Below are 22293 nucleotides of genomic sequence, written 5' to 3'. Positions count from 1 at the left end.
GGCAACCGTGATGGAAACAGTATGAACTGGACCTGGTTTCACAAGCTCGGCTCGCCCAAGTGGTTCTACGGCATCAGCGGCAAGTTCCTGCCGTGGTTGAGCATTGCAGCGTTGCTGCTGATCGGCGTTGGCGTGGTCTGGGGCCTGGCGTTCGCGCCGCCGGATTACCAGCAAGGCAACAGCTTTCGCATCATCTATATTCACGTGCCAGCGGCGATGCTCGCCCAGTCGATCTACGTGATGCTCGCTGTCTGCGGCGTGGTCGGGCTGGTGTGGAAGATGAAACTGGCCGACGTCGCCCTGCAATGCGCCGCACCAATCGGTGCGTGGATGACCGCCGTGGCGCTGGTCACCGGGGCCATCTGGGGCAAACCGACCTGGGGCTCGTGGTGGGTGTGGGATGCGCGCCTGACCTCGATGCTGATTCTGCTGTTTCTGTATTTCGGTGTGATCGCGCTGGGCAATGCCATCAGCAACCGCGACAGCGCCGCCAAGGCCTGCGCGGTGCTGGCGATCGTTGGCGTGATCAACATTCCGATCATCAAATACTCGGTGGAGTGGTGGAACACCCTGCACCAGGGCGCGACGTTCACACTTACGGAAAAACCGGCGATGCCAGCGGAAATGTGGCTGCCGCTGCTGCTGACGGTGCTGGGTTTCTACTGCTTCTTCGGTGCTGTGCTGTTGCTGCGCATGCGTCTGGAAGTGCTCAAACGCGAGGCCCGCGCCAGTTGGGTGAAAGCCGAAGTGCAGCAGAGTCTGGAGGCAGCACGATGAGTTTTGCTTCATTCGGCGATTTTCTCGCCATGGGCCATCACGGCCTGTATGTCTGGTCGGCCTACGGCATCTGTCTGGCGGTGCTGGCCCTCAACGTAGTGGCGCCGATTGCGGCGCGTAAGCGTTATCTGCAACAAGAGGCGCGTCGTCTGCGCCGGGAGAACGGCAAGTGAATGCGCTGCGCAAAAAACGTCTGATCATCATTCTGGCGATTCTGGTCGGAGTGGGCGCTGCTGTCGGCCTGGCCCTGAGCGCGTTGCAGGAAAACATCAATCTGTTTTACACGCCGACGCAGATCGCCAACGGCGATGCGCCGCAGGACACGCGCATCCGCGCCGGCGGCATGGTCGAGGCCGGTTCGCTGCAACGCTCCAAGGATTCGCTGGACGTCAAATTCGTCGTCACCGACTTCAACAAATCCGTGACCATCGCCTATCGCGGCATCCTCCCGGATCTGTTCCGCGAAGGGCAGGGCATCGTCGCCCTCGGCAAGCTCAACGCCGATGGCGTGGTGGTCGCCGATGAAGTGCTGGCCAAGCACGACGAGAAGTACATGCCGCCGGAAGTGACCAAAGCGCTGAAAGATAGCGGTCAATCCGCGCCGACGCCTGTGAAGGAGGGTTGATCAATGGCCGCCGCACTGTTTATTCCCGAACTGGGCCATCTGGCGATGATCCTCGCGCTGTGTTTTGCACTCGTCCAAGCGCTGGTGCCGATGCTCGGCGCGTGGCGCGGCGACCGCTTGTGGATGAGCCTGGCGCAACCGGCGGCGTGGGGCCAGTTTGCCTTTCTGCTGTTTGCCTTTGGCTGCCTGACCTATGCGTTCATGACCGACGATTTCTCCGTCGGCTACGTGGCGATGAACTCCAACAGCGCGCTGCCCTGGTACTACAAATTCAGCGCGGTGTGGGGCGCCCACGAAGGTTCCCTGCTGCTGTGGGCGTTGATCCTCGGCGGCTGGACCTTCGCCGTGTCGGTGTTCTCCCGGCAGTTGCCGCAAGTCATGCTCGCCCGCGTCCTGGCGGTGATGGGCATGATCAGCACCGGTTTCCTGCTGTTCCTGATTCTTACCTCGAACCCGTTTTCGCGGATCCTGCCACAGATTCCCGCAGACGGTCGCGACCTCAACCCGTTGCTGCAGGACATTGGCCTGATCGTGCATCCGCCGATGCTGTACATGGGTTACGTCGGTTTCTCTGTGGCCTTCGCATTTGCCATCGCCGCGCTGCTCGGCGGGCGTCTCGATGCGGCGTGGGCGCGCTGGTCGCGGCCATGGACCATCGTCGCCTGGGCCTTCCTCGGCATCGGCATCACCCTCGGTTCGTGGTGGGCGTATTACGAACTCGGCTGGGGCGGCTGGTGGTTCTGGGACCCGGTGGAAAATGCCTCGTTCATGCCATGGCTGGTCGGCACCGCGTTGATTCACTCGTTGGCGGTCACCGAGAAACGCGGCGTGTTCAAGAGCTGGACGGTGTTGCTGGCGATCGCCGCGTTCTCGTTGAGCCTGCTCGGCACTTTCCTCGTCCGCTCGGGCGTGCTGACTTCGGTGCATGCCTTCGCTTCGGATCCCGAGCGCGGTGTGTTCATCCTGATTTTCCTGCTGTTCGTGGTGGGCGGTTCGCTGACCCTTTTCGCCCTGCGCGCGCCAGTGGTGAAAAGCCAGGTCGGGTTCAATCTTTGGTCACGGGAAACCTTGCTGCTGGGCAACAACCTGGTGTTGGTTGTCGCTGCATCGATGATCCTCCTTGGCACTTTGTATCCGCTGATTCTTGATGCCATCAGCGGCGCCAAACTGTCGGTTGGCCCGCCTTACTTCAATGCGCTGTTCATTCCGTTGATGGCGTTGCTGATGCTGGTCATGGCGATCGGCGTGATCGTGCGCTGGAAGGACACGCCAGTGAAATGGCTGGCGAGCATGCTCACTCCGGTGCTGCTCGGCAGCGTCGCATTGGCCGTGGTGGCCGGCGTGGCTTATGGCGACTTTAACTGGGCAGTGATCGCGACGTTCCTGTTGGCGGCGTGGGTGTTGCTTGCCGGTGTGCGCGATCTGTTCGACAAGACTCGGCACAAAGGCCTGATCAACGGTTTGCCGACGCTGACCCGCAGTTATTGGGGCATGCAGATCGCCCACCTCGGCATCGCCGTGTGCGCGCTGGGCGTGGTGTTGTCGAGCCAGAACAGTGCCGAACGCGACCTGCGTCTGGCGCCGGGCGAGTCGATGGATCTGGCCGGCTATCAATTCGTCTTCGAGGGCGCCAAGCATTTCGAAGGGCCGAATTTCACCTCGGACAAAGGCACCATCCGCGTCATTCGCGACGGCGAGGAAATCAGCGTGCTGCACCCGGAAAAACGTCTGTACACCGTGCAGAACTCGGTGATGACCGAAGCCGGGATCGATGCCGGTTTCACTCGCGATCTCTACGTCGCCCTCGGCGAGCCGCTGGATAACGGCGCCTGGGCCGTGCGCGTTCACGTCAAACCGTTCGTGCGCTGGATCTGGTTCGGCGGCTTGCTCACCGGATTGGGTGGTTTGCTGGCGGCGCTGGATCGGCGTTATCGGGTCAAGGTGAAAAGCAAAGTGCGCGAAGCGCTGGGCATGACGGGAGCGGCGGCATGAGGCGTTGGTTGATGTTGTTGCCGTTGGCGATTTTTCTGCTGGTGGCGGTGTTTCTCTATCGCGGCTTGTACCTGGATCCGGCGGAGCTGCCGTCGGCGATGATCGACAAGCCGTTCCCGGAGTTTTCCCTGCCGAGTGTGCAGGGTGACAAGACGCTGACCAAGGCCGACATCCTCGGCAAACCGGCGCTGGTCAATGTCTGGGGCACCTGGTGCATTTCCTGCCGGGTCGAGCATCCGGTGCTGAACAAACTTGCCGAGCGCGGCGTGGTGATCTACGGCATCAACTACAAGGACACCAATGCCGACGCCTTGAAATGGCTGGCCGAGTTCCACAATCCGTATGCGCTGGATATTCGTGACGACGAGGGTTCGCTGGGCCTCAACCTCGGTGTCTACGGCGCGCCGGAAACCTTCTTTATCGACGCCAAAGGCATCATCCGCGACAAGTTCGTCGGGGTGATCGACGAGCAGGTCTGGCGCGAAAAACTCGCGGCCAAGTATCAGGCGCTGGTCGATGAGGCCAAGCCATGAAGCGTTTTCTCGCTGCGGTCGTGTTGGGTTTGAGCCTGGCCGGTGTCGCCCATGCGGCCATCGACACCTACGAATTTGCCAAAGAGGGCGACCGCGAGCGTTTCCGCGAGCTGACCAAGGAACTGCGCTGCCCCAAATGCCAGAACCAGGACATCGCCGACTCCAACGCACCGATTGCCGCCGACCTGCGCAAAGAGATTTTCCGCATGCTCGGCGAGGGCAAGGACAATCAGCAGATCATCGACTTCATGGTCGATCGCTACGGTGATTTCGTCCGCTACAAACCGGCGCTCAATGCCAAGACTGCGCTGCTGTGGTTCGGCCCGGCCGCTCTGCTGCTCGGTGGTTTCGTGGTGATCGCGCTGATCGTGCGCAGGCGTCGCGGGCAACGCGCCGAAACGCCGTCATCGCTGTCTGCCGAAGAACGTCAGCGCCTCGACCAACTGTTGGATAAAAACCAAGAATGATTGATTTCTGGCTTGCCGCAGGGCTGTTGCTTCTGGTCGCCCTGAGTTTTCTGCTGATCCCGGTACTGCGCGAACGCCGCGCTCAGCGGGAAGAAGATCGCACCGCGTTGAACGTCGCGCTGTACCAGGAACGGGTTGCCGAGCTGCAAGCGCAGCAGGCCGAAGGCGTGCTCGACGCCGCGCAACTGGACAGCGGCCGCGCAGAAGCCGCGCGTGAATTGCTCGCGGACACCGAAGGCGTCACCGCACCGCGTGTCTCCCGCCTGGGCAAGCCGTTGCCGCTGCTGGCCGCCGTGTTGGTACCGGTGCTGGGTCTCGGTCTGTACCTGCATTTCGGCGCCGCCGACAAGGTCGAACTGACCCGCGAATTCGCTCAGGCACCACAGTCGATGGAAGAGATGACCCAGCGTCTGGAGCGTGCGGTCGCCGCACAACCGGATTCCGCCGAAGGTCTGTATTTCCTCGGCCGTACCTACATGGCTCAAGACCGTCCGGCAGACGCGGCGAAGATGTTCGAACGCGCCGCCAACCTCGCCGGTCGCCAGCCGGAACTGCTCGGCCAGTGGGCGCAGGCGCAGTATTTTGCTGACGGTAAAAAGTGGTCGGAGCAGATTCAGAAACTGACCGACGAAGCGCTGAAGGCCGATCCGAAGGAAGTTACCAGCCTCGGCCTGCTCGGCATCGCCGCGTTCGAAGGCGAGCGTTATCAGGAGGCCATCGACTACTGGAATCGCCTGCTCGCGCAACTGCCGCCGGATGACAACTCTCGCGCTGCGCTGCAAGGCGGCATCGAGCGTGCCGCCGAACGCTTGAAAGCCAGCGGCGGCAAAGTTGCCCAGGCACCGGCGCCGAAAGCGGCATTGCTGACAGTCAGCGTTGATCTGGCCAGCGAACTCAGGAGCAAGGTGCAACCGGGCGACAGCGTGTTCATCTTCGCCCGCGCCACTTCAGGCCCACCGGCGCCGCTGGCGGCCAAACGTCTGACCGTGGCTGACCTGCCGGTGACCGTCGAACTGGGCGATGCCGACGCAATGATGCCGCAGTTGAAACTGTCCAACTTCCCTGAAGTCCAACTGGTTGCGCGCATCTCACGGGCCGGTCAACCGACTGCCGGTGAGTGGATCGGTCGCAGCGGCCCAGTGGCCAGCAGCACCACCGCGCCACAAAAACTGACTATCGACAGCCCGGACAAGTAACCGGACCCAACAGGAAAGCACCGCCATGCACACCATCGCCCGCATCACAGTCCTCACACTGGCCCTGGGCTTGAGTGCATGTGCGGTACAACGCCCGGAACCGACCACCAGCCTGCCGCCAATCCCGCCCTCGCAGCCAAGCCCGACCCCGTCGACCTCGCCGAGCCCCGGCAAGAGCATCCCGGCCAAACCCGCCAAGCCCGTGCCCCGCACCTCGGCCAGCTTCGCCCCGCCACCGGGCGGCAACAGCCACTGGGACCAGAAGCTCGGCGTCTACGTGCTCGACGACCAGACCAACACCTTCTACCGCCAGCGCACCTACTACCGCTGGAACAACGGCTGGAGCCGCTCGGTCAGCCCCAACGGCCCGTGGGAAGACACCAACATCCACGGCGTCCCGCCGGGGTTGGGCAAGAAATTCGGGCAGTAAGAGAAACGGCGATCCTGGGATCGCCGTTTTTTTGCGTCTGATTCTCAGAGAATCGCACGATAGTGACCTAACGCCTTTACCGACTCGACCAATCCTTGCCGTTGGAGAAAGCCGAGATATTTGTCCACCTCCACATTGGGCGTTTTCAATTGCCGTCGCTGGCTTTGAGCCGCAGCGACGACGGCAGCCGAATCAAGATGGAAAAGGTTTTCCACAAACTCATCCGGGTACTGAGCTTCAATGCCGTATGGCGCGAGGTGACGGGTGGGGAAATCTTTCAGGTTGAACGTCACTATTACATCGGCACCGCATCGGATTGCGGCCGCTAGAACATAGCGGTCGTTCTCAGCAGGCAGTGTCAGGCCTGACACCAAGTCTTCATAGCCATCGATACACGCGTCTGGAATGGCCAGGTCCATCAATTGCGATGTGCGATCGAGTTGTTCGAGGGTCAGGTCGGACCTGTTCTTCAATAAGTTACGCTTCCATTCGTGGTGTATTTCCTGAGTCCAGCGAGCCCGATACAGCCCTGACAACGCGAGCCACATCAGGAAATCTCTTAAAGGGGCCGGATATAAAACGCATGCATCGTATACAGCAGTGAAAGAGGAATGCCTCACTCGTATCCTGTCCTTAGCGCCTGTGCCTGCTCCGCGAGAAGCATCATTGCCTGCTCGCTGGCGGTGTCTCGCCGGGTTTTATATTCCATCAGATCAGCAAAACGCACACGTCGGTGCTTGCCTGTTTTGTGGTAGGAAATCTCACCGCTCTCCAGCAGTTTGATCATGTGCGGACGTGAGACGTTGAGCAGATCGGCAGCTTCCTGCGTGGTCAGTTCCGCGTGGATCGGTACCACCTTCACAGCGTTGCCCTGCGCCAGCGCCGCGAGGATATCGCTCAGCAAGCGCAACGCCGATGTTGGCAGCTCGACGCTGTGGGCTTCGTTCTGTTCATCAAAAATCTGGATTCGCTGAGTTTCAAAAGCGGTTGTGAGGAAGGCGCTCAGGGCGCGCTGGCCTGCAATCGCGGCTTTGACCTCTCGTTCGACAGGCAGATTGATGGCAGATGGAGTAGCGGTGGTCATAAGACTGTTCCAGCATTCTATGGAAGGATGTGTCGACGTTATTCGAATTAAACGAAATTCGCAATAAACGAAACTGGTGCAGGAATACTTTGTAAAACTACCAACCATCACCCCGTCCCATTCTGTGCTTGAGTAAAGATAACTCTAGAGTTATTTTTAATGGGCCAGGCCAAGGAGGCGGTTGGTGCAGAGCAGGCTATTGATGAAGGAGCTGGAGGAGGCGGGCTGGACGCTGGATCGGGTTGCGGGCAGTCATTACATCTTCACTCATCGTTACAACCCGAACACGATTGCCGTCCCGCATCCGAAAAAGGATTTACCGCTGGGGACAGTCAAAAGCATTCGGCGGCGCGCGGGGTTATTCAGCCCGCCAACCCGTCATGAAGGAGATCCGTAATGCAATATCCCATCTGCATCGAGTGGGGTGACGAGAACACTGCCATCGGCATTCAGATCCCCGATATTCCCGGCGCAGTCACGGCCGGGGACAGCTTTGAGGAGGCCTACAACGCGGCCGTGGAAGTGGCTCACCTCATGCTGCAGGAGATCGCGGCGGCCGGTCAGGCGATTCCGATGCCGACCTCGGCAGCGGCGCATCGCAATCATCCGGATTTTGCCGAGATGGGCTGGGGCATGCTGGAGCTGGATATCTCGCCGTACCTGGGCAAGACCGAAAAGGTCAACGTTACGCTGCCCGGCTATGTGATTCAGCGTATTGATCGCTATGTACGCGAGCACAACGTCAAAAGCCGCTCCTCGTTTCTGGCGGATGCGGCGATGGAGAAACTGGTTCGGTATTGAGGGTCTGCGCAATTGTGGGAGCGAGCCTGCTCGCGAAGGCGTCAGGTCAGGCACTGATCTATGGCTGACACACCGCCTTCGCGAGCAGGCTCGCTCCCACTATGACATCGCGTCAGGACGCGACTTTTCGCTGCGCCAGCGCAGCGTTTTGCGATGCACTCAGAAACCGCAACAACGCCAGCAACGGAAACACGCTGCCGACAATCACGATCCACAACCAGCCGCCATGCTCGTACACCGCGCTGGCCACCGACGAGCCGAACGCGCCGCCGATGAAGATGCTGGTCATGTACAGCGCGTTCAAACGGCCACGACTTTTCGCGTCCAGCGAGTACACCGCGCGTTGGCCCAGGACCATGTTCATCTGCACGCAGAAGTCCAGCACCACGCCGGTCACGGCCAGGCCGATGACGCTGTAGGCCGGGTGAATGAAGGCGGGCAGGAAGCTCAGGCTGGCGAAGAGCATGGCCAGCAGCGAGGCGATGCGTGTGTGACCGGCATCAGCGAGGCGGCCGCTGATTGGCGCGGCGATGGCACCGATCGCGCCCACCAGAGCGAAGATCGCAATTTCGCTTTGCGACAGGCCATGGTTGCGTGCCAGCTCCAGCGGCACGGCGGTCCAGAACAGGCTGAACGTGGCGAACATGCAGCCCTGATAAAACGCCCGCTGACGCAGCACCGGTTGCTGGCGCAGCAGCGTCCACAGCGAGCCGATCAATTGGCCATAAGTTGCGCTGTGATCGGGCTGGCGCTTGGGCACGGTCAGTGCCAGCACCACGCTGATTGCCGCCATCAACGCTGCGGCGATCATGAACATGGCGCGCCAGCCGAGGTGATCGGCGACCACACTCGACACCGGTCGCGCCAACAGAATACCCAGCAGCAAACCGCCCATGATCCCGCCCACCACGCGGCCACGGGACTCTTCCGGCGCCAGATGCGCGGCCAGCGGAATCAGGATCTGCACCGACACCGAGCTGAAGCCGACCAGCAGCGAGATCAGCAGAAATACGTTCGGCTGTTCAGTGAACGCGGCGCCAAGCAGACTGGCGATCGCCACCAGCGTAGTGATGATCATCAGCCGACGGTTCTCCAGCAGATCCCCCAGCGGCACCAGAAAGAACAGGCCCAACGCGTAACCGATCTGCGTCAGCGAGACGATGAAACTGGCCATGGTGTCGGAGAGGCCGATGTCCGGCGCGATCAGGCCGATGATCGGCTGTGCGTAGTAGATGTTGGCAACGATGGCGCCGCAGCAGAACGCGAACAGCAGGACCATGCCTCGGGTCATTGCGTGAGGAGTGGTGGTCATAGGGGATCTCGGGTCGGGCACAGGAAAGGGCTGAGGCTAATGGACAACGTGGACTGGCAGAAGACGTTTTCGGATGATAACTGTTATTACGCAGTGTAATGAGCGGTATTGCCGCGCAACAAAAAGGCGACCCGGTGGGTCGCCTTTTGATTTTTTCAGATCAAGCCTTACTGCCCGCTATAAATCTGATCAAACACGCCACCATCATTGAAGTGGGTTTTCTGCACCGTGCGCCAGTCACCAAAGGTCTTCTCCACCGAAAGGAAGTCGACTTTCGGGAAACGGTCGGTGTACTTCGCCAGCACCGCCGGGTCACGCGGGCGCAGGTAGTTGGCCGCCGCAATTTCCTGACCTTCCGGCGACCACAGGTACTTCAGATACTCATCAGCCGCAGCGCGCGAGCCTTTCTTGTCGACCACTTTGTCGACCACCGAAACCGGTGGCTCGGCTTCCGCTGAGACGGTCGGGTAGATGACTTCGAACTGATCGCGACCGAACTCGCGGGCGATCATTTCCGCTTCGTTTTCGAAGGTCACCAGTACGTCGCCGATCTGGTTGGTCATGAACGTGGTGGTGGCGGCGCGGCCACCGGTGTCGAGCACCGGCGCCTGCTTGAACAGCTTGCCGACGAAGTCCTTGGCCTTGTTCTCGTCGCCACCGTTTTTCAGCACATAGCCCCAGGCTGACAGGTAGGTGTAGCGGCCATTACCCGAAGTTTTCGGGTTGGGCACGATCACCTGAACGCCATCCTTGAGCAGGTCAGGCCAGTCTTTCAAAGCTTTCGGGTTGCCCTTGCGAACGATGAATACCGTCGCCGAGGTGAACGGTGCGCTGTTGTTCGGCAGGCGCGTGACCCAATTGTCCGGGACCAGTTTGCCGTTGTCGGCGAGGGCATTGATGTCGGTGGCCATGTTCATGGTGATGACGTCAGCCGGCAGGCCGTCGATCACCGAACGCGCCTGCTTGCTCGAGCCGCCGAAGGACATCTGCACGGTGATGTTCTCCTTGTGCTCGGCTTGCCAGTGCTTCTGGAACGCAGTGTTGTAGTCCTTGTAGAAATCGCGCATCACGTCGTAGGAAACGTTGAGCAGCGTCGGTGCTGCCTGAGCGATGTTGGCCAAGGCCAGGCCGGCGGCGAGAAGTGAGGCGCCAAAGAGTTTTTTCACTGCGCATTCCTTGTTCTGTGGGGTGTCTTGTCAAAAATGAAGCCATTTGCCAGCGACTATAGCGGGCCTCGCATAGTCGCTTAAAGATTAAAAAGCTCTGTGCTTATTCCACTTTCTTGAACAGCTGACTGCCGCAGCGCGAACAGAACGCTGCGCTCTGTTCATGGCTCTTTTTCTGGCAGCCCGGGCAGTCATGTTGCAGCTGTTCGCCGCGCATGGCGTTGGCCAGCTCAGCGGTGAAAATCCCTGTGGGCACGGCGATGATCGAGTAACCGGTGATCATCACCAGCGAGGAAATCACCTGGCCCAGCGGCGTCTTCGGCACGATGTCGCCGAAGCCCACAGTGGTCAAGGTCACGATCGCCCAATAGATGCCTTTGGGAATGCTGGTGAAGCCATGTTCCGGGCCTTCGATCACGTACATCAGCGTGCCGAACACTGTCACCAGCGTGCACACGCTGACCAGAAACACGACGATTTTCTGCTTGCTGCCGCGCAGCGCCGACATCAGATAGTTGGCTTGCTTGAGATACGGGCTGAGCTTGAGCACGCGGAAAATCCGCAGCATCCGAATGATGCGGATGATCAGCAGATACTGCGCATCGCTGTAATACAGCGCGAGGATGCCCGGCACGATCGCCAGCAGATCCACCAGGCCGTAAAAGCTGAAGGCATAGCGCAGCGGCTTGGGCGAGCAGTACAGACGCAGGATGTACTCGCCGAGGAAAATCGCCGTGAAGCCCCACTCGATATAGGCCAGAACATCGGCGTAATTACGGTGAATGCTGTCGATACTGTCGAGCATCACGATCACCAGACTGGCGAGGATGATCAACAGCAGAATGCCGTCGAAGCGACGCCCGGCCGGGGTGTCGCTCTGGAAAATCATGACGTAAAGCCGTTCGCGCCAATTGTTGCTGCTGTCCATGGATAACGCCTGAATCGAAGATCAGCGCAGCCTAGGGTGATTCTCCTCGTGAGCGCAAGACTCATGCGCGAGCGACGCTTTGCCAAGCATTTGAATGCCGGCACGAATCAACCAGCAGGCGAGGATGAACGGCGCGGTCAGCGTCGCCACTCCAAGGGCGGCAAACAGCGGCGTCACCAGCAGCGCCAGGACAATGGCGAGCAGCGGCAGCCACGGATTTTGTCGCTGAGCGCTGAAGGCGAGGGCGGCGAGTACGGCGTTATAGCCACCGAGCCCGAGCAGTGCGGCGGACGTTTCGTGGTGCAGTAGACTCGAGCCCAGGCCGATCGCCGACGCCAGCAGCGCCCAGCAGAACGCGCGGCGATCAGCAATCAGCAAACCGCTGGCAATCAACGCCCCGGCCAAAGGATGGTCGAGAAACATCACCTGGCCGAATCCGCGCAGTTCAGCGGCCAGCAGATTTGTCGTGTTCAGGTCGACCGATGCCGCCGGCGCGGACGGCTCGGCGAACATCAGCAGCACCCAGCTGAGCGCCACGAACGGCGAGGTATACGCCGGTATGGCGCGACTGCGGTACACGTGTTTGAGCCATTGCTGCGTGAGCATCGCGCTCAAGCCGCCTGCTGCAAGAATCAACGGCGGCAGCAGTGGCGACCATGGGAAATACAGGCTCAGCAGCAGGCCGAGCAGCACGCCGTTGTAGCTGAACAACCCGGCCTGGCGATCGGCCTTGGCGTAGTTGCGCCGTTGCGCGGTGAGCAGACCGGCGACGCCACCAAGCAGCGCGCCGGCGAACAGCACCGGCGCGGTCAGCAGAATCGCCAACAGACACAGCAGGCCGCACAGCGGGTGGCGCTGAAAGAAAATCTGACTGAAACCGTTGAGCAAAGCCTCGGCCCAGTCGGGGCAGTGGGTGTTGAAATGATTGGCAGGCATGTTGAGAAAATCTGGGCAGTTGGAACATCAAAAGGTCTTGCAAGTCCCTGTGGCGAAGGGATTTAGCGAAACGTCGCACCGCCCCGTTCGGCTGCGCAGCAGTCGTCGCTTTTGAGGGTGTGACGGTTTCCACAGAGAAACCGCATTCTCCGATGGGGGGCCGCTTCGCAGCCCAACGGGGATAAATCCCCTCGCCACAAGGTTATGCACCCACTTTTAGGGTGGGTTAAATCAACGTCTCGATGCGCAGCGAATTGGTCGACCCCGGCTGCCCGAACGGCACGCCAGCGGTGATCAGCAGCGTATCGCCACGCTCGGCCATGCCTTGCGCCTGAGCAATCTCCAGTGCCGTCGAGCAGACTTCGTCGACCTGACGCAGGCGATCGTTGACTACCGAATGAATGCCCCACGCCACGCTCAAGCGCCGCGCCGTTTGCAGGTTCGGCGTCAGATTGAGGATCGGCGCTTTTGGCCGCTCGCGCGATGCGCGCAACGTCGAGGCGCCGGACTCGCTGTAATTGACCAGCACCGCCACCGGCAGCACGTTGCTGATCCGGCGGATCGCACAGCTGATCGCATCGGAAACCGTCGCCTCGGCTTTCGGCCGGCTGACGTCGAGCTGGGTCTGATAGTCCGGGCCGTTTTCAACCTGACGGATGATCTTGCTCATCATCTGCACGGCTTCCAGCGGGTACTCACCGGACGCGGTCTCCGCCGAGAGCATCACCGCATCGGCGCCTTCGGCCACGGCATTGGCGACGTCAGTCACCTCGGCACGGGTTGGGGCAGGGGAGAAACGCATCGACTCGAGCATCTGCGTCGCCACCACCACCGGTTTGCCCAGCGCACGGCAAGTGGTGATGATGTTTTTCTGAATCTGCGGCACGCTTTCCGCCGGCACTTCCACACCAAGATCACCGCGAGCGACCATGATCGCGTCGCTCAACTCAGCAATCTCACGCAGTTGCTCGACCGCCGAAGGCTTCTCGATTTTCGCCATCAGAAATGCCTTGTCGCCGATCAGTGCGCGGGCTTCGACAATGTCCTGCGGGCGCTGCACGAACGACAACGCGACCCAGTCCACACCCAATTCCAGGCCGAAGCTCAGATCGCGGCGATCCTTGGCGGTCAGCGGGCTGAGGTCGAGCACCGCTTGCGGCACATTCACGCCTTTGCGATCGGACAGTTCGCCGCCGTTGAGCACGCTGGTGTCGATTGCATCGGCGTATTTGGTGACCACGCGCAGGCGCAGCTTGCCGTCGTCGAGCAGCAGATCCATGCCGGCTTCCAGCGCAGCAATGATCTCCGGATGCGGCAGGTTGACCCGGCGCTCATCGCCCGCTGTCGTATCGAGATCGAGGCGGAACGCCTGACCGCGATGCAACTGCACCTTGCCGTCAGCGAACTTGCCGACGCGCAGTTTCGGCCCCTGCAGATCCATCAGAATGCCCAGCGGGTAGTTGAGCTGGCGCTCGACTTCGCGGATCCACTGATAGCGCTTGGCGTGGTCGGCGTGATCGCCGTGGCTGAAGTTCAGGCGGAAGATGTTGACCCCGGCCTCGACCAGCTCGCGGATGTCGTCGATACCGTCGACGGCGGGGCCGAGGGTGGCGAGGATTTTGACCTTTTTATCAGGCGTCATGATTTGCAGTTCTCAAGGATCAGAATGGCGCGGAAGTCGTTGACGTTAGTGCGGGTCGGCTCGGTGACGATCAGCGCATCGAGCGCCTGGAAGTAGCCGTAGCCGTTGTTGTTATCCAGGTCGTCGCTGGCGCTCAGACCCAGTGCGGCGGCGCGGGCGTAGCTGTCCGGGGTCATGATCGCGCCGGCGTTGTCTTCCGAGCCGTCGATGCCATCGGTGTCGCCGGCCAGCGCGTAGACGCCGGGCTGGCCCTTGAGGCTGTCGGTCAGGCTGAGGAGGAATTCGGCATTGCGTCCGCCACGGCCATTGCCGCGCACGGTTACCGTGGTTTCACCGCCGGAGAGAATCACGCAGGGCGCCGCCAGCGGCTGGCCGTGGTTGATGATCTGTCGGGCAATGCCGGCGTGGACTTTCGCCACTTCGCGGGATTCGCCTTCGAGATCGCCGAGAATCAAGGTGCTGAAACCGGCCTGACGGCACTTCACCGCCGCCGCGTCCAGCGATTGCTGCGGGCGGGCGATCAACTGGAAGTGGCTGCGCGCCAGGGACGGGTCGCCGGGTTTGACGGTTTCCGATTCCGGACTTTGCAGCCAGGTGCGCACGGAGGCGGGAATGTCGATGCCGTAGCGCTTGATGATCGCCAGTGCTTCGGCCGAAGTGCTCGGGTCGGCCACGGTCGGGCCGGACGCAATGACGGTGGCGAGGTCGCCCGGCACATCGGAAATCGCGTAGGTGTAAACCGTCGCCGGCCAGCAGGCCTTGCCGAGGCGGCCGCCCTTGATCGCCGAGAGGTGCTTGCGCACGCAGTTCATCTCGCCGATGGTCGCACCGGATTTGAGCAGGGCTTTGTTGATCGACTGCTTGTCAGCGAGGGTGATGCCTTCGGCCGGCAGGGCGAGCAAGGCAGAGCCGCCGCCGGAGAGCAGGAAGATCACGCGGTCGTCTTCAGTCAGGTTGCTGACCAGTTCCAGCACACGTTTGGCCACGGCCAGACCGGCGGCGTCCGGCACCGGGTGCGCGGCTTCGACCACTTCGATTTTTTCGCACGGGGCGCCGTGACCGTAGCGGGTCACCACCAGACCGGTGACTTCACCTTCCCAGCAGCGCTCGACCACTTGCGCCATGGCGGCAGCGGCTTTGCCGGCACCGATGACGATAACCCGACCCGTGCGATCGGCAGGCAAATGGGCTTCGAGGACTTGGTTCGGATGGGCCGCGTCGATGGCTGTGGCAAACAGCTCGCGCAGCAGTTGTTGCGGATCGACCGACATGGCGGGCTCCCGGAATTCTTGTTATTCGAAAGGGCAACTCGGAACCCTTGTGGGAGCGAGCCTGCTCGCGAACGCGGTATGTCAGCCAACATGGATGTTGAATGTGAAGCCGCTTTCGCGAGCAGGCTCGCTCCCACAGGGTTTTGTGCAGACTTTATTTTTTGTCGCGAATCGAGAAATTGGCCATGTGCTCAAGGCCCTTGATCAGCGCCGAGTGGTCCCAGTTGCTGCCACCGATGGCCGCGCAGGTGCTGAATACCTGCTGGGCATTGGCGGTGTTCGGCAGGTTGATGTTCAGCTCCTTGGCGCCTTGCAGGGCCAGGTTCAGGTCCTTCTGGTGCAGGCTGATGCGGAAGCCCGGGTCGAAGGTGCCTTTGATCATGCGCTCGCCGTGCACTTCGAGAATCTTCGAAGAAGCGAAACCGCCCATCAGCGCTTCACGCACCTTGGCCGGATCGGCACCGTTTTTCGAGGCGAACAGCAGGGCTTCGGCAACGGCCTGGATGTTCAGCGCAACGATGATCTGGTTCGCCACTTTGGCGGTCTGACCATCGCCATTGCCACCAACCAGGGTGATGTTCTTGCCCATGGCCTGGAACAGCGGCAGGGCGCGTTCGAAGGCATCGGCGTCGCCACCGACCATGATGCTCAGGGTCGCGGCCTTGGCGCCGACTTCACCGCCGGACACTGGCGCGTCAAGGTATTGCGCGCCTTTTTCGTTGATCTTCGCCGCGAAGGCTTTGGTGGCGGTCGGTGAAATCGAGCTCATGTCGATGACCACTTTGCCTTTGCCGATACCGGCGGCAACACCGTCGGCGCGGAACAGCACGTCATCGACCTGCGGGGTATCCGGAACCATGACGATGATGAATTCGGCTTCCTGCGCCACTTCACGCGGGTTGGCCAGGGCGACGGCGCCAGCGGCGACCAGATCGGCCGGGGCCGCGTCGTGGTGTTGCGACAGGAACAGGCTGTGACCGGCTTTCTGCAGGTTCGCCGCCATTGGGTGGCCCATGATGCCGGTGCCGATGAATCCGATTTTAGCCATGAGAAAATCCTCTTGTTTTTGTCGTGCTCAAGCAAATAGGGGAGCTGCTTTTCATGTGGGAGCGAGCCTGCTCGCGAATGCGGTGGAACATTCAATATCCGTGTTGACTGAACCACCGCATTCGCGAGCAGGCTCGCTCCCACAGGGGATTTGCTGTGTTTCTTAGATTGCGTTGTGTGATTTCAACCAACCCAGGCCCGCTTCGGTGGTGGTCAGCGGTTTGTATTCGCAACCAACCCAACCCTGATAACCGATGCGATCAAGGTGTTCGAACAGGAAGCGGTAGTTGATCTCACCAGTACCCGGCTCGTTGCGCCCCGGGTTGTCCGCGAGCTGAACGTGGTTGATCTCGCCCAGGTGCGATTGCAGGGTGCGGGCCAGATCGCCTTCCATGATTTGCATGTGATAGATGTCGTATTGCAGGAACAGATTGGCGCTGCCGACCTGCTCGCGAATCGACAGGGCCTGCGCCGTGTTGTTCAGGTAGAAGCCGGGAATGTCACGGGTGTTGATCGCTTCCATCACCAGTTTGATGCCCGCCGCTTGCAGCTTGTCGGCGGCGTATTTGAGGTTGGCAACGAAGGTCTTTTCCACAGTGGCATCGTCAACGCCTTGCGGGCGGATGCCGGCCAGGCAGTTGACCTGGGTGTTGCCCAGCACTTGTGCGTAAGCGATCGCCAGATCGACCCCGGCGCGGAACTCTTCGACCCGATCCGGCAGGCAAGCGATGCCACGCTCGCCCTTGGCCCAGTCACCGGCCGGCAGGTTGAACAACACTTGGGTCAGACCGTTGGCCTCGAGTTTTGCCTTGATTTCAGCCGAGCTGAAGTCGTACGGGAACAGGTATTCCACGCCACTGAAACCGGCCTTGGCGGCGGCGTCGAAACGGGCAAGGAAATCCTGTTCGGTGAACAGCATGGACAGGTTGGCTGCGAAACGCGGCATGGTGGTCTCCTAAAAACTGATGAGGCACGGTAGGTCAGACTGAACGCGATCAGTCCCCTCTCCTTGGGGAGAGGGTTAGGGTGAGGGGGAATCCTGAGTCTGATCCCGATTGTGCGAACACCGCAAAACCTCTCCCTCACCCCAGCCCTCTCCCAGAGGGAGAGGGGGCTAAAAGCAATCAATCGAGCAACGAAATCGCCGTCGGCGCATCGTTGCCGACCAGTGCCAGGTCCTCGAACTCGTTGACCGCGTTGATCTCGGTACCCATGGAGATGTTGGTCACACGCTCCAGAATGATCTCGACGATCACCGGCACCTTGAACTCTTCGATCATCTGTTCGGCCTTGCGCAGGGCAGGGGCGATTTCCGATGGTTCGAACACACGCAGTGCCTTGCAACCTAGGCCTTCGGCGACTGCGACGTGGTCAACACCGTAACCGTTGAGTTCCGGCGCGTTCAAGTTGTCGAAGGACAGCTGCACGCAGTAGTCCATTTCAAACCCGCGCTGGGCCTGACGAATCAGGCCCAGGTACGAGTTGTTCACCACGACGTGGATGTAAGGCAGTTTGAACTGAGCGCCGACCGCCAGTTCTTCGATCATGAACTGGAAGTCATAGTCCCCCGACAGGGCCACGACTTTACGGCTCGGATCGGCCTTGACCACGCCCAGTGCGGCCGGAATGGTCCAGCCCAACGGGCCGGCCTGGCCACAGTTGATCCAGTGACGCGGCTTGTAGACGTGCAGGAACTGCGCGCCGGCAATCTGCGACAGACCAATGGTGCTGACGTAGCAGGTGTCCTTGCCGAACACCTGGTTCATTTCTTCGTAGACGCGCTGCGGCTTGACCGGCACGTTGTCGAAGTGGGTCTTGCGATGCAGGCTGGCCTTGCGCTGCTGGCAATCCTGCAGCCAGGCGCTGCGGTTCTTCAGCTTGCCGGCGGCTTGCCATTCACGGGCGACTTCGATGAACACGGTCAGCGCGGCAGCGGCGTCGGAAACGATGCCCAGATCCGGGGTGAACACGCGGCCGATCTGCGTGCCTTCGATGTCGACGTGAATGAACTTGCGGCCTTCGGTGTAGACATCCACCGAACCGGTGTGACGGTTGGCCCAACGGTTACCAATGCCCAGCACCACGTCGGATTTGAGCATGGTGGCGTTGCCGTAACGGTGCGACGTCTGCAGACCGACCATGCCGACCATCAGCGGGTGATCGTCAGGGATGGTGCCCCAGCCCATCAGGGTAGGGATGACCGGAATGCCGGTCAGCTCGGCGAACTCGACCAGCAGGTCGCTGGCGTCGGCGTTGATGATGCCGCCGCCGGCCACCAGCAGTGGGCGCTCAGCCTGATCCAGCAAAGCCAAAGCTTTTTCAACCTGAACGCGGGTTGCGGTCGGTTTGGCCAATGGCAGCGGCTGGTAAGCGTCGATGTCGAATTCGATCTCGGCCATCTGCACATCGAACGGCAGGTCGATCAGCACCGGGCCTGGACGGCCGGAGCGCATTTCATAAAAGGCTTTCTGGAACGCGTAAGGCACCTGGCCCGGTTCGAGAACGGTGGTTGCCCACTTGGTGACTGGCTTGACGATGCTGGTGATGTCGACAGCCTGGAAATCTTCCTTGTGCATCCGGGCGCGGGGTGCCTGGCCGGTAATGCAGAGGATTGGAATCGAGTCAGCTGAGGCGCTGTAGAGCCCGGTGACCATATCGGTGCCGGCCGGGCCGGACGTGCCGATGCACACGCCGATATTGCCGGCCTTGGTGCGGGTGTAGCCCTCGGCCATGTGCGAGGCGCCTTCAACGTGGCGAGCAAGGACGTGATCGATGCCACCGACTTTCTGCAAGGCGGAGTACAGCGGGTTGATCGCTGCGCCCGGGATGCCAAAAGCGGTATCAACCCCTTCACGGCGCATCACCAGAACGGCGGCTTCGATTGCTCTCATTTTGCTCATTGTTTTGTGCCTCTTTACGTTTTGTAATTGTATACAAGTGGCTTTGCGCAGAGTGTATTCACGGCGGACGGCGCAGGTCAATCCATTTTCTCAAGCGCCTGTTTCATTCGTCGGAAGCCCGCTGTGCTGTGGCTTTTCGTCGCATGTGGCGCTTTTCGAGAATTATTGTATACAAAAAAATAACTTGTTGTGTTCTATTTGTAGCATCGGACTGCGGCACAAACGCGCAGTCCCACGACTTTCCCTATAACAAAATGAGGACGGCACCATGAGCGCTTTAACCTTGAAAGTCGCAGTCAACCTGGTCAGCGAAGCCATCAACGCAGGACGCGGCATCAACGCCGCACCGCTGACCATCGCGGTACTCGATAACGGCGGCCACCTGATCGCCCTGCAACGCGAAGACGGCGCCAGCCTGCTGCGCCCCGACATCGCCATCGGCAAAGCCTGGGGCGCCATCGCCCTGGGTAAAGGCTCCCGCCTGCTCGCCCAGGACGCCCAACAACGCCCGGCGTTTTTTTCTTCGTTGAACAGCATGGGGCAGGGCAGCGTAGTGCCGGCACCGGGTGGGGTGTTGATTCGAAATCAGGCGGGTGAGGTGCTGGGCGCGATCGGGATCAGTGGGGATTTGTCGGATGTGGATGAGCAGGTGGCGATCAGAGCGGTGGAAGCGCTGGATTTGAGGGCGGATGGCGGGGTGGTTGGTTGAATGTCAGTGTCTGAATAACCGCTTTCGCGAGCAGGCTCGCTCCCCCATGGGATCAGGGTTGGACACAAAATGTCTGAACACCTGAAGCCCACTGTGGGAGCGAGCCTGCTCGCGAATACGATCTGCGCTACACATCTTGCTAAAAGTCTGACGCTCCCTTTGCCATCTCCACGGCTAGCCTTCTCATGATCAACATATGAGAAGGCAACGGAATGCCGGGTTTATCTGCTTCACATCGCTTGCGCATCGGACGCTATTCAGAACACAACCGCATTTACCTTCTGACCGCCAATACCGCCGGGAGAGAACCCGTATTCAGCGATTTCTTCCTGGGCAGATTGCTTGTAAGCCAATTTCGGGCAGCTGAGGAAACGGGATTGGCCAATTCTCTGGCTTGGGTCGTAATGCCAGATCATTTTCACTGGCTGATTGAATTGAAGAGTGGCTCGCTCGGCGAATTGATGCAGCGAACCAAATCCCTCAGCACCAAAGCGGTAAAGCTTTCGACCGGTAGAAAGTCCAGCCTTTGGCAACCTGGCTTCCATGACCGGGCACTGCGTAAAGAGGAGAATCTGGTGAAGATGGCTCGGTATGTCATTGCCAACCCATTGCGGGCAGGGCTGGTCAAAAGCCTTGGCGACTATCCGTTGTGGGATTCGATCTGGTTATGAGTTGAGATCTGCGTTGCGGCCATTCGCGAGCAGGCTCGCTCCCACAGTGGATTTGGATTGGACACAAAATGTCTGGACACCACAACCCCTGTGGGAGCGAGCCTGCTCGCGAAGCGATTCCCCCGATCTCACCGATCCGGCTCACACCCCTTCAACACCAACCGGATAATCGTCTGCGCCGCCGCTTCATAATCGGCTTCATCAAGCTTGTCTTTCCCGGTCACTGCGGAAATCTGCCAGTCGAAGTCGGCGTAGGTCTGGGTCGCGGCCCAGATGCTGAACATCAGGTGGTTGGGGTCGATCGGGGCGATCTGGCCGCGGTCGATCCAGCTCTGGATGCAGGCGATGTTGTGTTTGGCCTGGGCGTTGAGCTGCTCTACCAGGTCAGCGCTCAGGTGTGGGGCGCCGTGCATGATTTCGCTGGCGAACACCTTGGAGGCGTAGGGCAGGTCGCGGGAGATGCGGATCTTCGAGCGGATGTAGCCGCTCAGCACTTCGCTCGGTACGCCGTCCGGGTTGAACGGGGTCGAGGCCTGCAGAATCGGCTCGATGATGCTTTCCAGCACCTCGCGATAGAGGTTTTCCTTGGACTTGAAGTAGTAGTAGACGTTGGGCTTGGGCAATCCCGCCTTGGCGGCGATGTCGCTGGTTTTGGTCGCCGCGAAGCCCTTGTCGGCAAACTCTTCGCTGGCGGCGCGCAGGATCAGTTCTTTGTTACGCTCGCGGATTGTGCTCATAAACCCGGTGGTTCCTTGCCTGTTCTGGCGGTGGCGCATGGTAGCACCGGCCTTGAGCGGCGCTCAACAATGCAGCCTGTGGCCGGCGGTCGCGTTATGCTTGGCAACATTCATACACAGAAGGAAACAGGATTCATGGCAGGAAGCAGTTTGCTGGTGCTGATCGATGACATCGCCACCGTTCTGGATGACGTTGCGTTGATGACCAAGATGGCCGCGAAGAAGACCGCCGGGGTGCTCGGTGATGATCTGGCGCTCAATGCCCAGCAGGTATCGGGCGTGCGCGCCGAGCGGGAAATTCCCGTGGTCTGGGCGGTGGCCAAGGGCTCGTTCGTCAACAAACTGATCCTCGTGCCGTCGGCGCTGGCAATCAGCGCCTTTGTGCCTTGGCTGGTGACGCCGCTGTTGATGGTCGGCGGCGCGTACCTGTGTTTCGAGGGTTTTGAAAAACTCGCGCACAAGTTTCTGCACAGCAAAGAGGAAGACGAGGCAGAACACGCACAGTTGACCGAAGCAGTGGCCGATCCGGCGACCGATCTGGTGGCGTACGAAAAGGACAAGATCAAAGGCGCGATCCGCACCGACTTCATTCTCTCGGCAGAAATCATTGCGATCACCCTCGGCACCGTGGCAGATGCCTCGCTGACCCAGCAAGTGGTCGTCATGTCCGGCATAGCCATTGTCATGACCGTGGGCGTTTACGGTTTGGTGGCGGGCATCGTCAAGCTCGACGACCTGGGGCTGTGGCTGACGCAGAAGCCCGGGCAGATGGCGAAAAAGATCGGCGGCGGCATTCTCAGCGCCGCGCCGTACATGATGAAAACCCTGTCGGTGGTTGGCACGGCAGCGATGTTCCTGGTCGGCGGCGGCATCCTGACCCATGGCGTGCCGGTGCTGCATCACTGGATCGAAGGTGTCGGCGCAGCGGCGGGCAGTGCCGGGTTTGCCGTACCGATGCTGCTCAATGGTGTTGCGGGGATTATTGCCGGTGCTGTGGTGTTGGCGGTGGTTTCGGTCGTAGGCAAGCTCTGGAAAGCGCTGAAGGGTTAGTCAGCAACACATAACAAAT

At 60.5% G+C, this 22293-nt stretch carries 25 protein-coding genes; 13 read left to right on the top strand and 12 right to left on the bottom strand.

Annotated features, from left to right (window positions below; all coding sequences use genetic code 11):
• The first annotated feature begins 21 nt into the window (after positions 1–21).
• The 8 genes from AB4N48_RS16620 to AB4N48_RS16585 are packed head-to-tail and all read left to right on the top strand — an operon-like array spanning position 22 to position 6020.
• Entirely contained in the window at positions 22–777 is a 756-nt protein-coding gene (locus AB4N48_RS16620; RefSeq protein ID WP_122506031.1) for a heme ABC transporter permease, read from the top strand.
• Positions 774–950: a heme exporter protein CcmD gene (ccmD, locus tag AB4N48_RS16615; RefSeq protein ID WP_016771045.1), complete on the top strand. Its 177-nt coding sequence runs from the start codon at positions 774–776 to the stop codon at positions 948–950. The genes AB4N48_RS16620 and ccmD overlap by 4 nt, the downstream gene beginning before the upstream one ends.
• Positions 947–1402: a cytochrome c maturation protein CcmE gene (gene ccmE, locus AB4N48_RS16610; RefSeq protein ID WP_056783845.1), complete on the top strand. Its 456-nt coding sequence runs from the start codon at positions 947–949 to the stop codon at positions 1400–1402. Before ccmD ends, ccmE begins: the two co-directional genes overlap by 4 nt.
• 3 nt (positions 1403–1405) lie before the next feature.
• A complete protein-coding gene (locus AB4N48_RS16605) occupies positions 1406–3394 on the top strand; it encodes a heme lyase CcmF/NrfE family subunit (RefSeq protein WP_460093983.1) in 1989 nt (662 codons plus the stop codon).
• Positions 3391–3927 carry a DsbE family thiol:disulfide interchange protein gene (locus tag AB4N48_RS16600; protein ID WP_024012128.1) on the top strand — a complete coding sequence of 179 codons (537 nt, stop codon included), beginning with the start codon at positions 3391–3393 and terminating at the stop codon, positions 3925–3927. Before AB4N48_RS16605 ends, AB4N48_RS16600 begins: the two co-directional genes overlap by 4 nt.
• On the top strand, positions 3924–4394 hold the full coding sequence (locus tag AB4N48_RS16595; protein ID WP_252869016.1) for a cytochrome c-type biogenesis protein: 471 nt from the start codon (positions 3924–3926) through the stop codon (positions 4392–4394). The genes AB4N48_RS16600 and AB4N48_RS16595 overlap by 4 nt, the downstream gene beginning before the upstream one ends.
• Positions 4391–5590, top strand: a complete 1200-nt coding sequence (ccmI, locus tag AB4N48_RS16590) for a c-type cytochrome biogenesis protein CcmI (RefSeq protein ID WP_056783853.1) — start codon at positions 4391–4393, stop codon at positions 5588–5590. Before AB4N48_RS16595 ends, ccmI begins: the two co-directional genes overlap by 4 nt.
• A gap of 25 nt (positions 5591–5615) precedes the next feature.
• Positions 5616–6020, top strand: a complete 405-nt coding sequence (locus AB4N48_RS16585) for a hypothetical protein (protein WP_016771039.1) — start codon at positions 5616–5618, stop codon at positions 6018–6020.
• 44 nt (positions 6021–6064) lie between these two features.
• Here AB4N48_RS16585 and AB4N48_RS16580 read toward each other — a convergent pair whose 3' ends face one another.
• Positions 6065–6640 carry a PIN domain-containing protein gene (locus tag AB4N48_RS16580; protein ID WP_460093979.1) on the bottom strand — a complete coding sequence of 192 codons (576 nt, stop codon included), beginning with the start codon at positions 6638–6640 and terminating at the stop codon, positions 6065–6067.
• On the bottom strand, positions 6637–7104 hold the full coding sequence (locus AB4N48_RS16575) for a helix-turn-helix domain-containing protein (RefSeq protein ID WP_056783858.1): 468 nt from the start codon (positions 7102–7104) through the stop codon (positions 6637–6639). Before AB4N48_RS16575 ends, AB4N48_RS16580 begins: the two co-directional genes overlap by 4 nt.
• A gap of 184 nt (positions 7105–7288) precedes the next feature.
• On the opposite strand from AB4N48_RS16575, the gene AB4N48_RS16570 reads away from it, so the two are divergent.
• Both AB4N48_RS16570 and AB4N48_RS16565 read left to right on the top strand, forming a co-directional pair.
• Complete coding sequence (locus tag AB4N48_RS16570; protein ID WP_041479616.1) at positions 7289–7501, top strand: type II toxin-antitoxin system HicA family toxin; 213 nt, start codon at positions 7289–7291, stop codon at positions 7499–7501.
• The gene (locus tag AB4N48_RS16565; RefSeq protein WP_016771035.1) at positions 7501–7905 is read left to right on the top strand and encodes a type II toxin-antitoxin system HicB family antitoxin; all 405 of its coding nucleotides are present in this window, start codon (positions 7501–7503) and stop codon (positions 7903–7905) included. Before AB4N48_RS16570 ends, AB4N48_RS16565 begins: the two co-directional genes overlap by 1 nt.
• A 112-nt stretch (positions 7906–8017) precedes the next feature.
• On the opposite strand, the gene AB4N48_RS16560 is transcribed toward AB4N48_RS16565, so the two are convergent.
• From AB4N48_RS16560 to gcl, 9 genes are all read right to left on the bottom strand, one after another.
• A complete protein-coding gene (locus AB4N48_RS16560; RefSeq protein ID WP_353188651.1) occupies positions 8018–9217 on the bottom strand; it encodes an MFS transporter in 1200 nt (399 codons plus the stop codon).
• Between the two features lie 167 nt (positions 9218–9384).
• Positions 9385–10383: a sulfate ABC transporter substrate-binding protein gene (locus tag AB4N48_RS16555; protein ID WP_136492212.1), complete on the bottom strand. Its 999-nt coding sequence runs from the start codon at positions 10381–10383 to the stop codon at positions 9385–9387.
• 103 nt (positions 10384–10486) lie between these two features.
• On the bottom strand, positions 10487–11311 hold the full coding sequence (locus AB4N48_RS16550) for an ion transporter (RefSeq protein ID WP_041479613.1): 825 nt from the start codon (positions 11309–11311) through the stop codon (positions 10487–10489).
• Positions 11312–11332: 21 nt separating this feature from the next.
• Positions 11333–12247, bottom strand: coding sequence for an urea transporter (locus AB4N48_RS16545; RefSeq protein ID WP_460093974.1), 915 nt, complete (start codon positions 12245–12247; stop codon positions 11333–11335).
• Between the two features lie 226 nt (positions 12248–12473).
• Positions 12474–13889 carry a pyruvate kinase gene (pyk, locus tag AB4N48_RS16540; RefSeq protein WP_076566648.1) on the bottom strand — a complete coding sequence of 472 codons (1416 nt, stop codon included), beginning with the start codon at positions 13887–13889 and terminating at the stop codon, positions 12474–12476.
• A complete protein-coding gene (locus AB4N48_RS16535) occupies positions 13886–15160 on the bottom strand; it encodes a glycerate kinase type-2 family protein (RefSeq protein WP_460093970.1) in 1275 nt (424 codons plus the stop codon). Before AB4N48_RS16535 ends, pyk begins: the two co-directional genes overlap by 4 nt.
• A 154-nt stretch (positions 15161–15314) precedes the next feature.
• A complete protein-coding gene (locus AB4N48_RS16530; RefSeq protein WP_056783869.1) occupies positions 15315–16208 on the bottom strand; it encodes a 2-hydroxy-3-oxopropionate reductase in 894 nt (297 codons plus the stop codon).
• A 162-nt stretch (positions 16209–16370) separates the two neighbouring features.
• Positions 16371–17153: a hydroxypyruvate isomerase gene (gene hyi / locus AB4N48_RS16525; protein ID WP_095180741.1), complete on the bottom strand. Its 783-nt coding sequence runs from the start codon at positions 17151–17153 to the stop codon at positions 16371–16373.
• Between the two features lie 178 nt (positions 17154–17331).
• The gene (gene gcl / locus AB4N48_RS16520) at positions 17332–19107 is read right to left on the bottom strand and encodes a glyoxylate carboligase (RefSeq protein ID WP_460093968.1); all 1776 of its coding nucleotides are present in this window, start codon (positions 19105–19107) and stop codon (positions 17332–17334) included.
• A gap of 268 nt (positions 19108–19375) precedes the next feature.
• On the opposite strand from gcl, the gene AB4N48_RS16515 reads away from it, so the two are divergent.
• Together AB4N48_RS16515 and AB4N48_RS16510 are read left to right on the top strand one after the other, a co-directional pair.
• Positions 19376–19816, top strand: coding sequence for a GlcG/HbpS family heme-binding protein (locus AB4N48_RS16515; protein WP_041479606.1), 441 nt, complete (start codon positions 19376–19378; stop codon positions 19814–19816).
• 212 nt (positions 19817–20028) lie between these two features.
• Positions 20029–20487, top strand: a complete 459-nt coding sequence (locus tag AB4N48_RS16510) for an REP-associated tyrosine transposase (protein ID WP_056783876.1) — start codon at positions 20029–20031, stop codon at positions 20485–20487.
• Positions 20488–20615: 128 nt separating this feature from the next.
• Here the strand turns inward: AB4N48_RS16510 and AB4N48_RS16505 are convergent, their stop codons facing one another.
• Complete coding sequence (locus tag AB4N48_RS16505) at positions 20616–21224, bottom strand: TetR/AcrR family transcriptional regulator (protein WP_041479604.1); 609 nt, start codon at positions 21222–21224, stop codon at positions 20616–20618.
• Positions 21225–21359: 135 nt separating this feature from the next.
• On the opposite strand from AB4N48_RS16505, the gene AB4N48_RS16500 reads away from it, so the two are divergent.
• Positions 21360–22274, top strand: a complete 915-nt coding sequence (locus AB4N48_RS16500; RefSeq protein WP_310215026.1) for a DUF808 domain-containing protein — start codon at positions 21360–21362, stop codon at positions 22272–22274.
• Positions 22275–22293 lie beyond the last annotated feature (19 nt).

Source organism: Pseudomonas sp. S2_C11 (assembly GCF_054668395.1).
The sequence above is the reverse complement of the archived record's forward strand: the minus strand, read 5'-3'. Positions and strand labels throughout refer to the sequence as shown.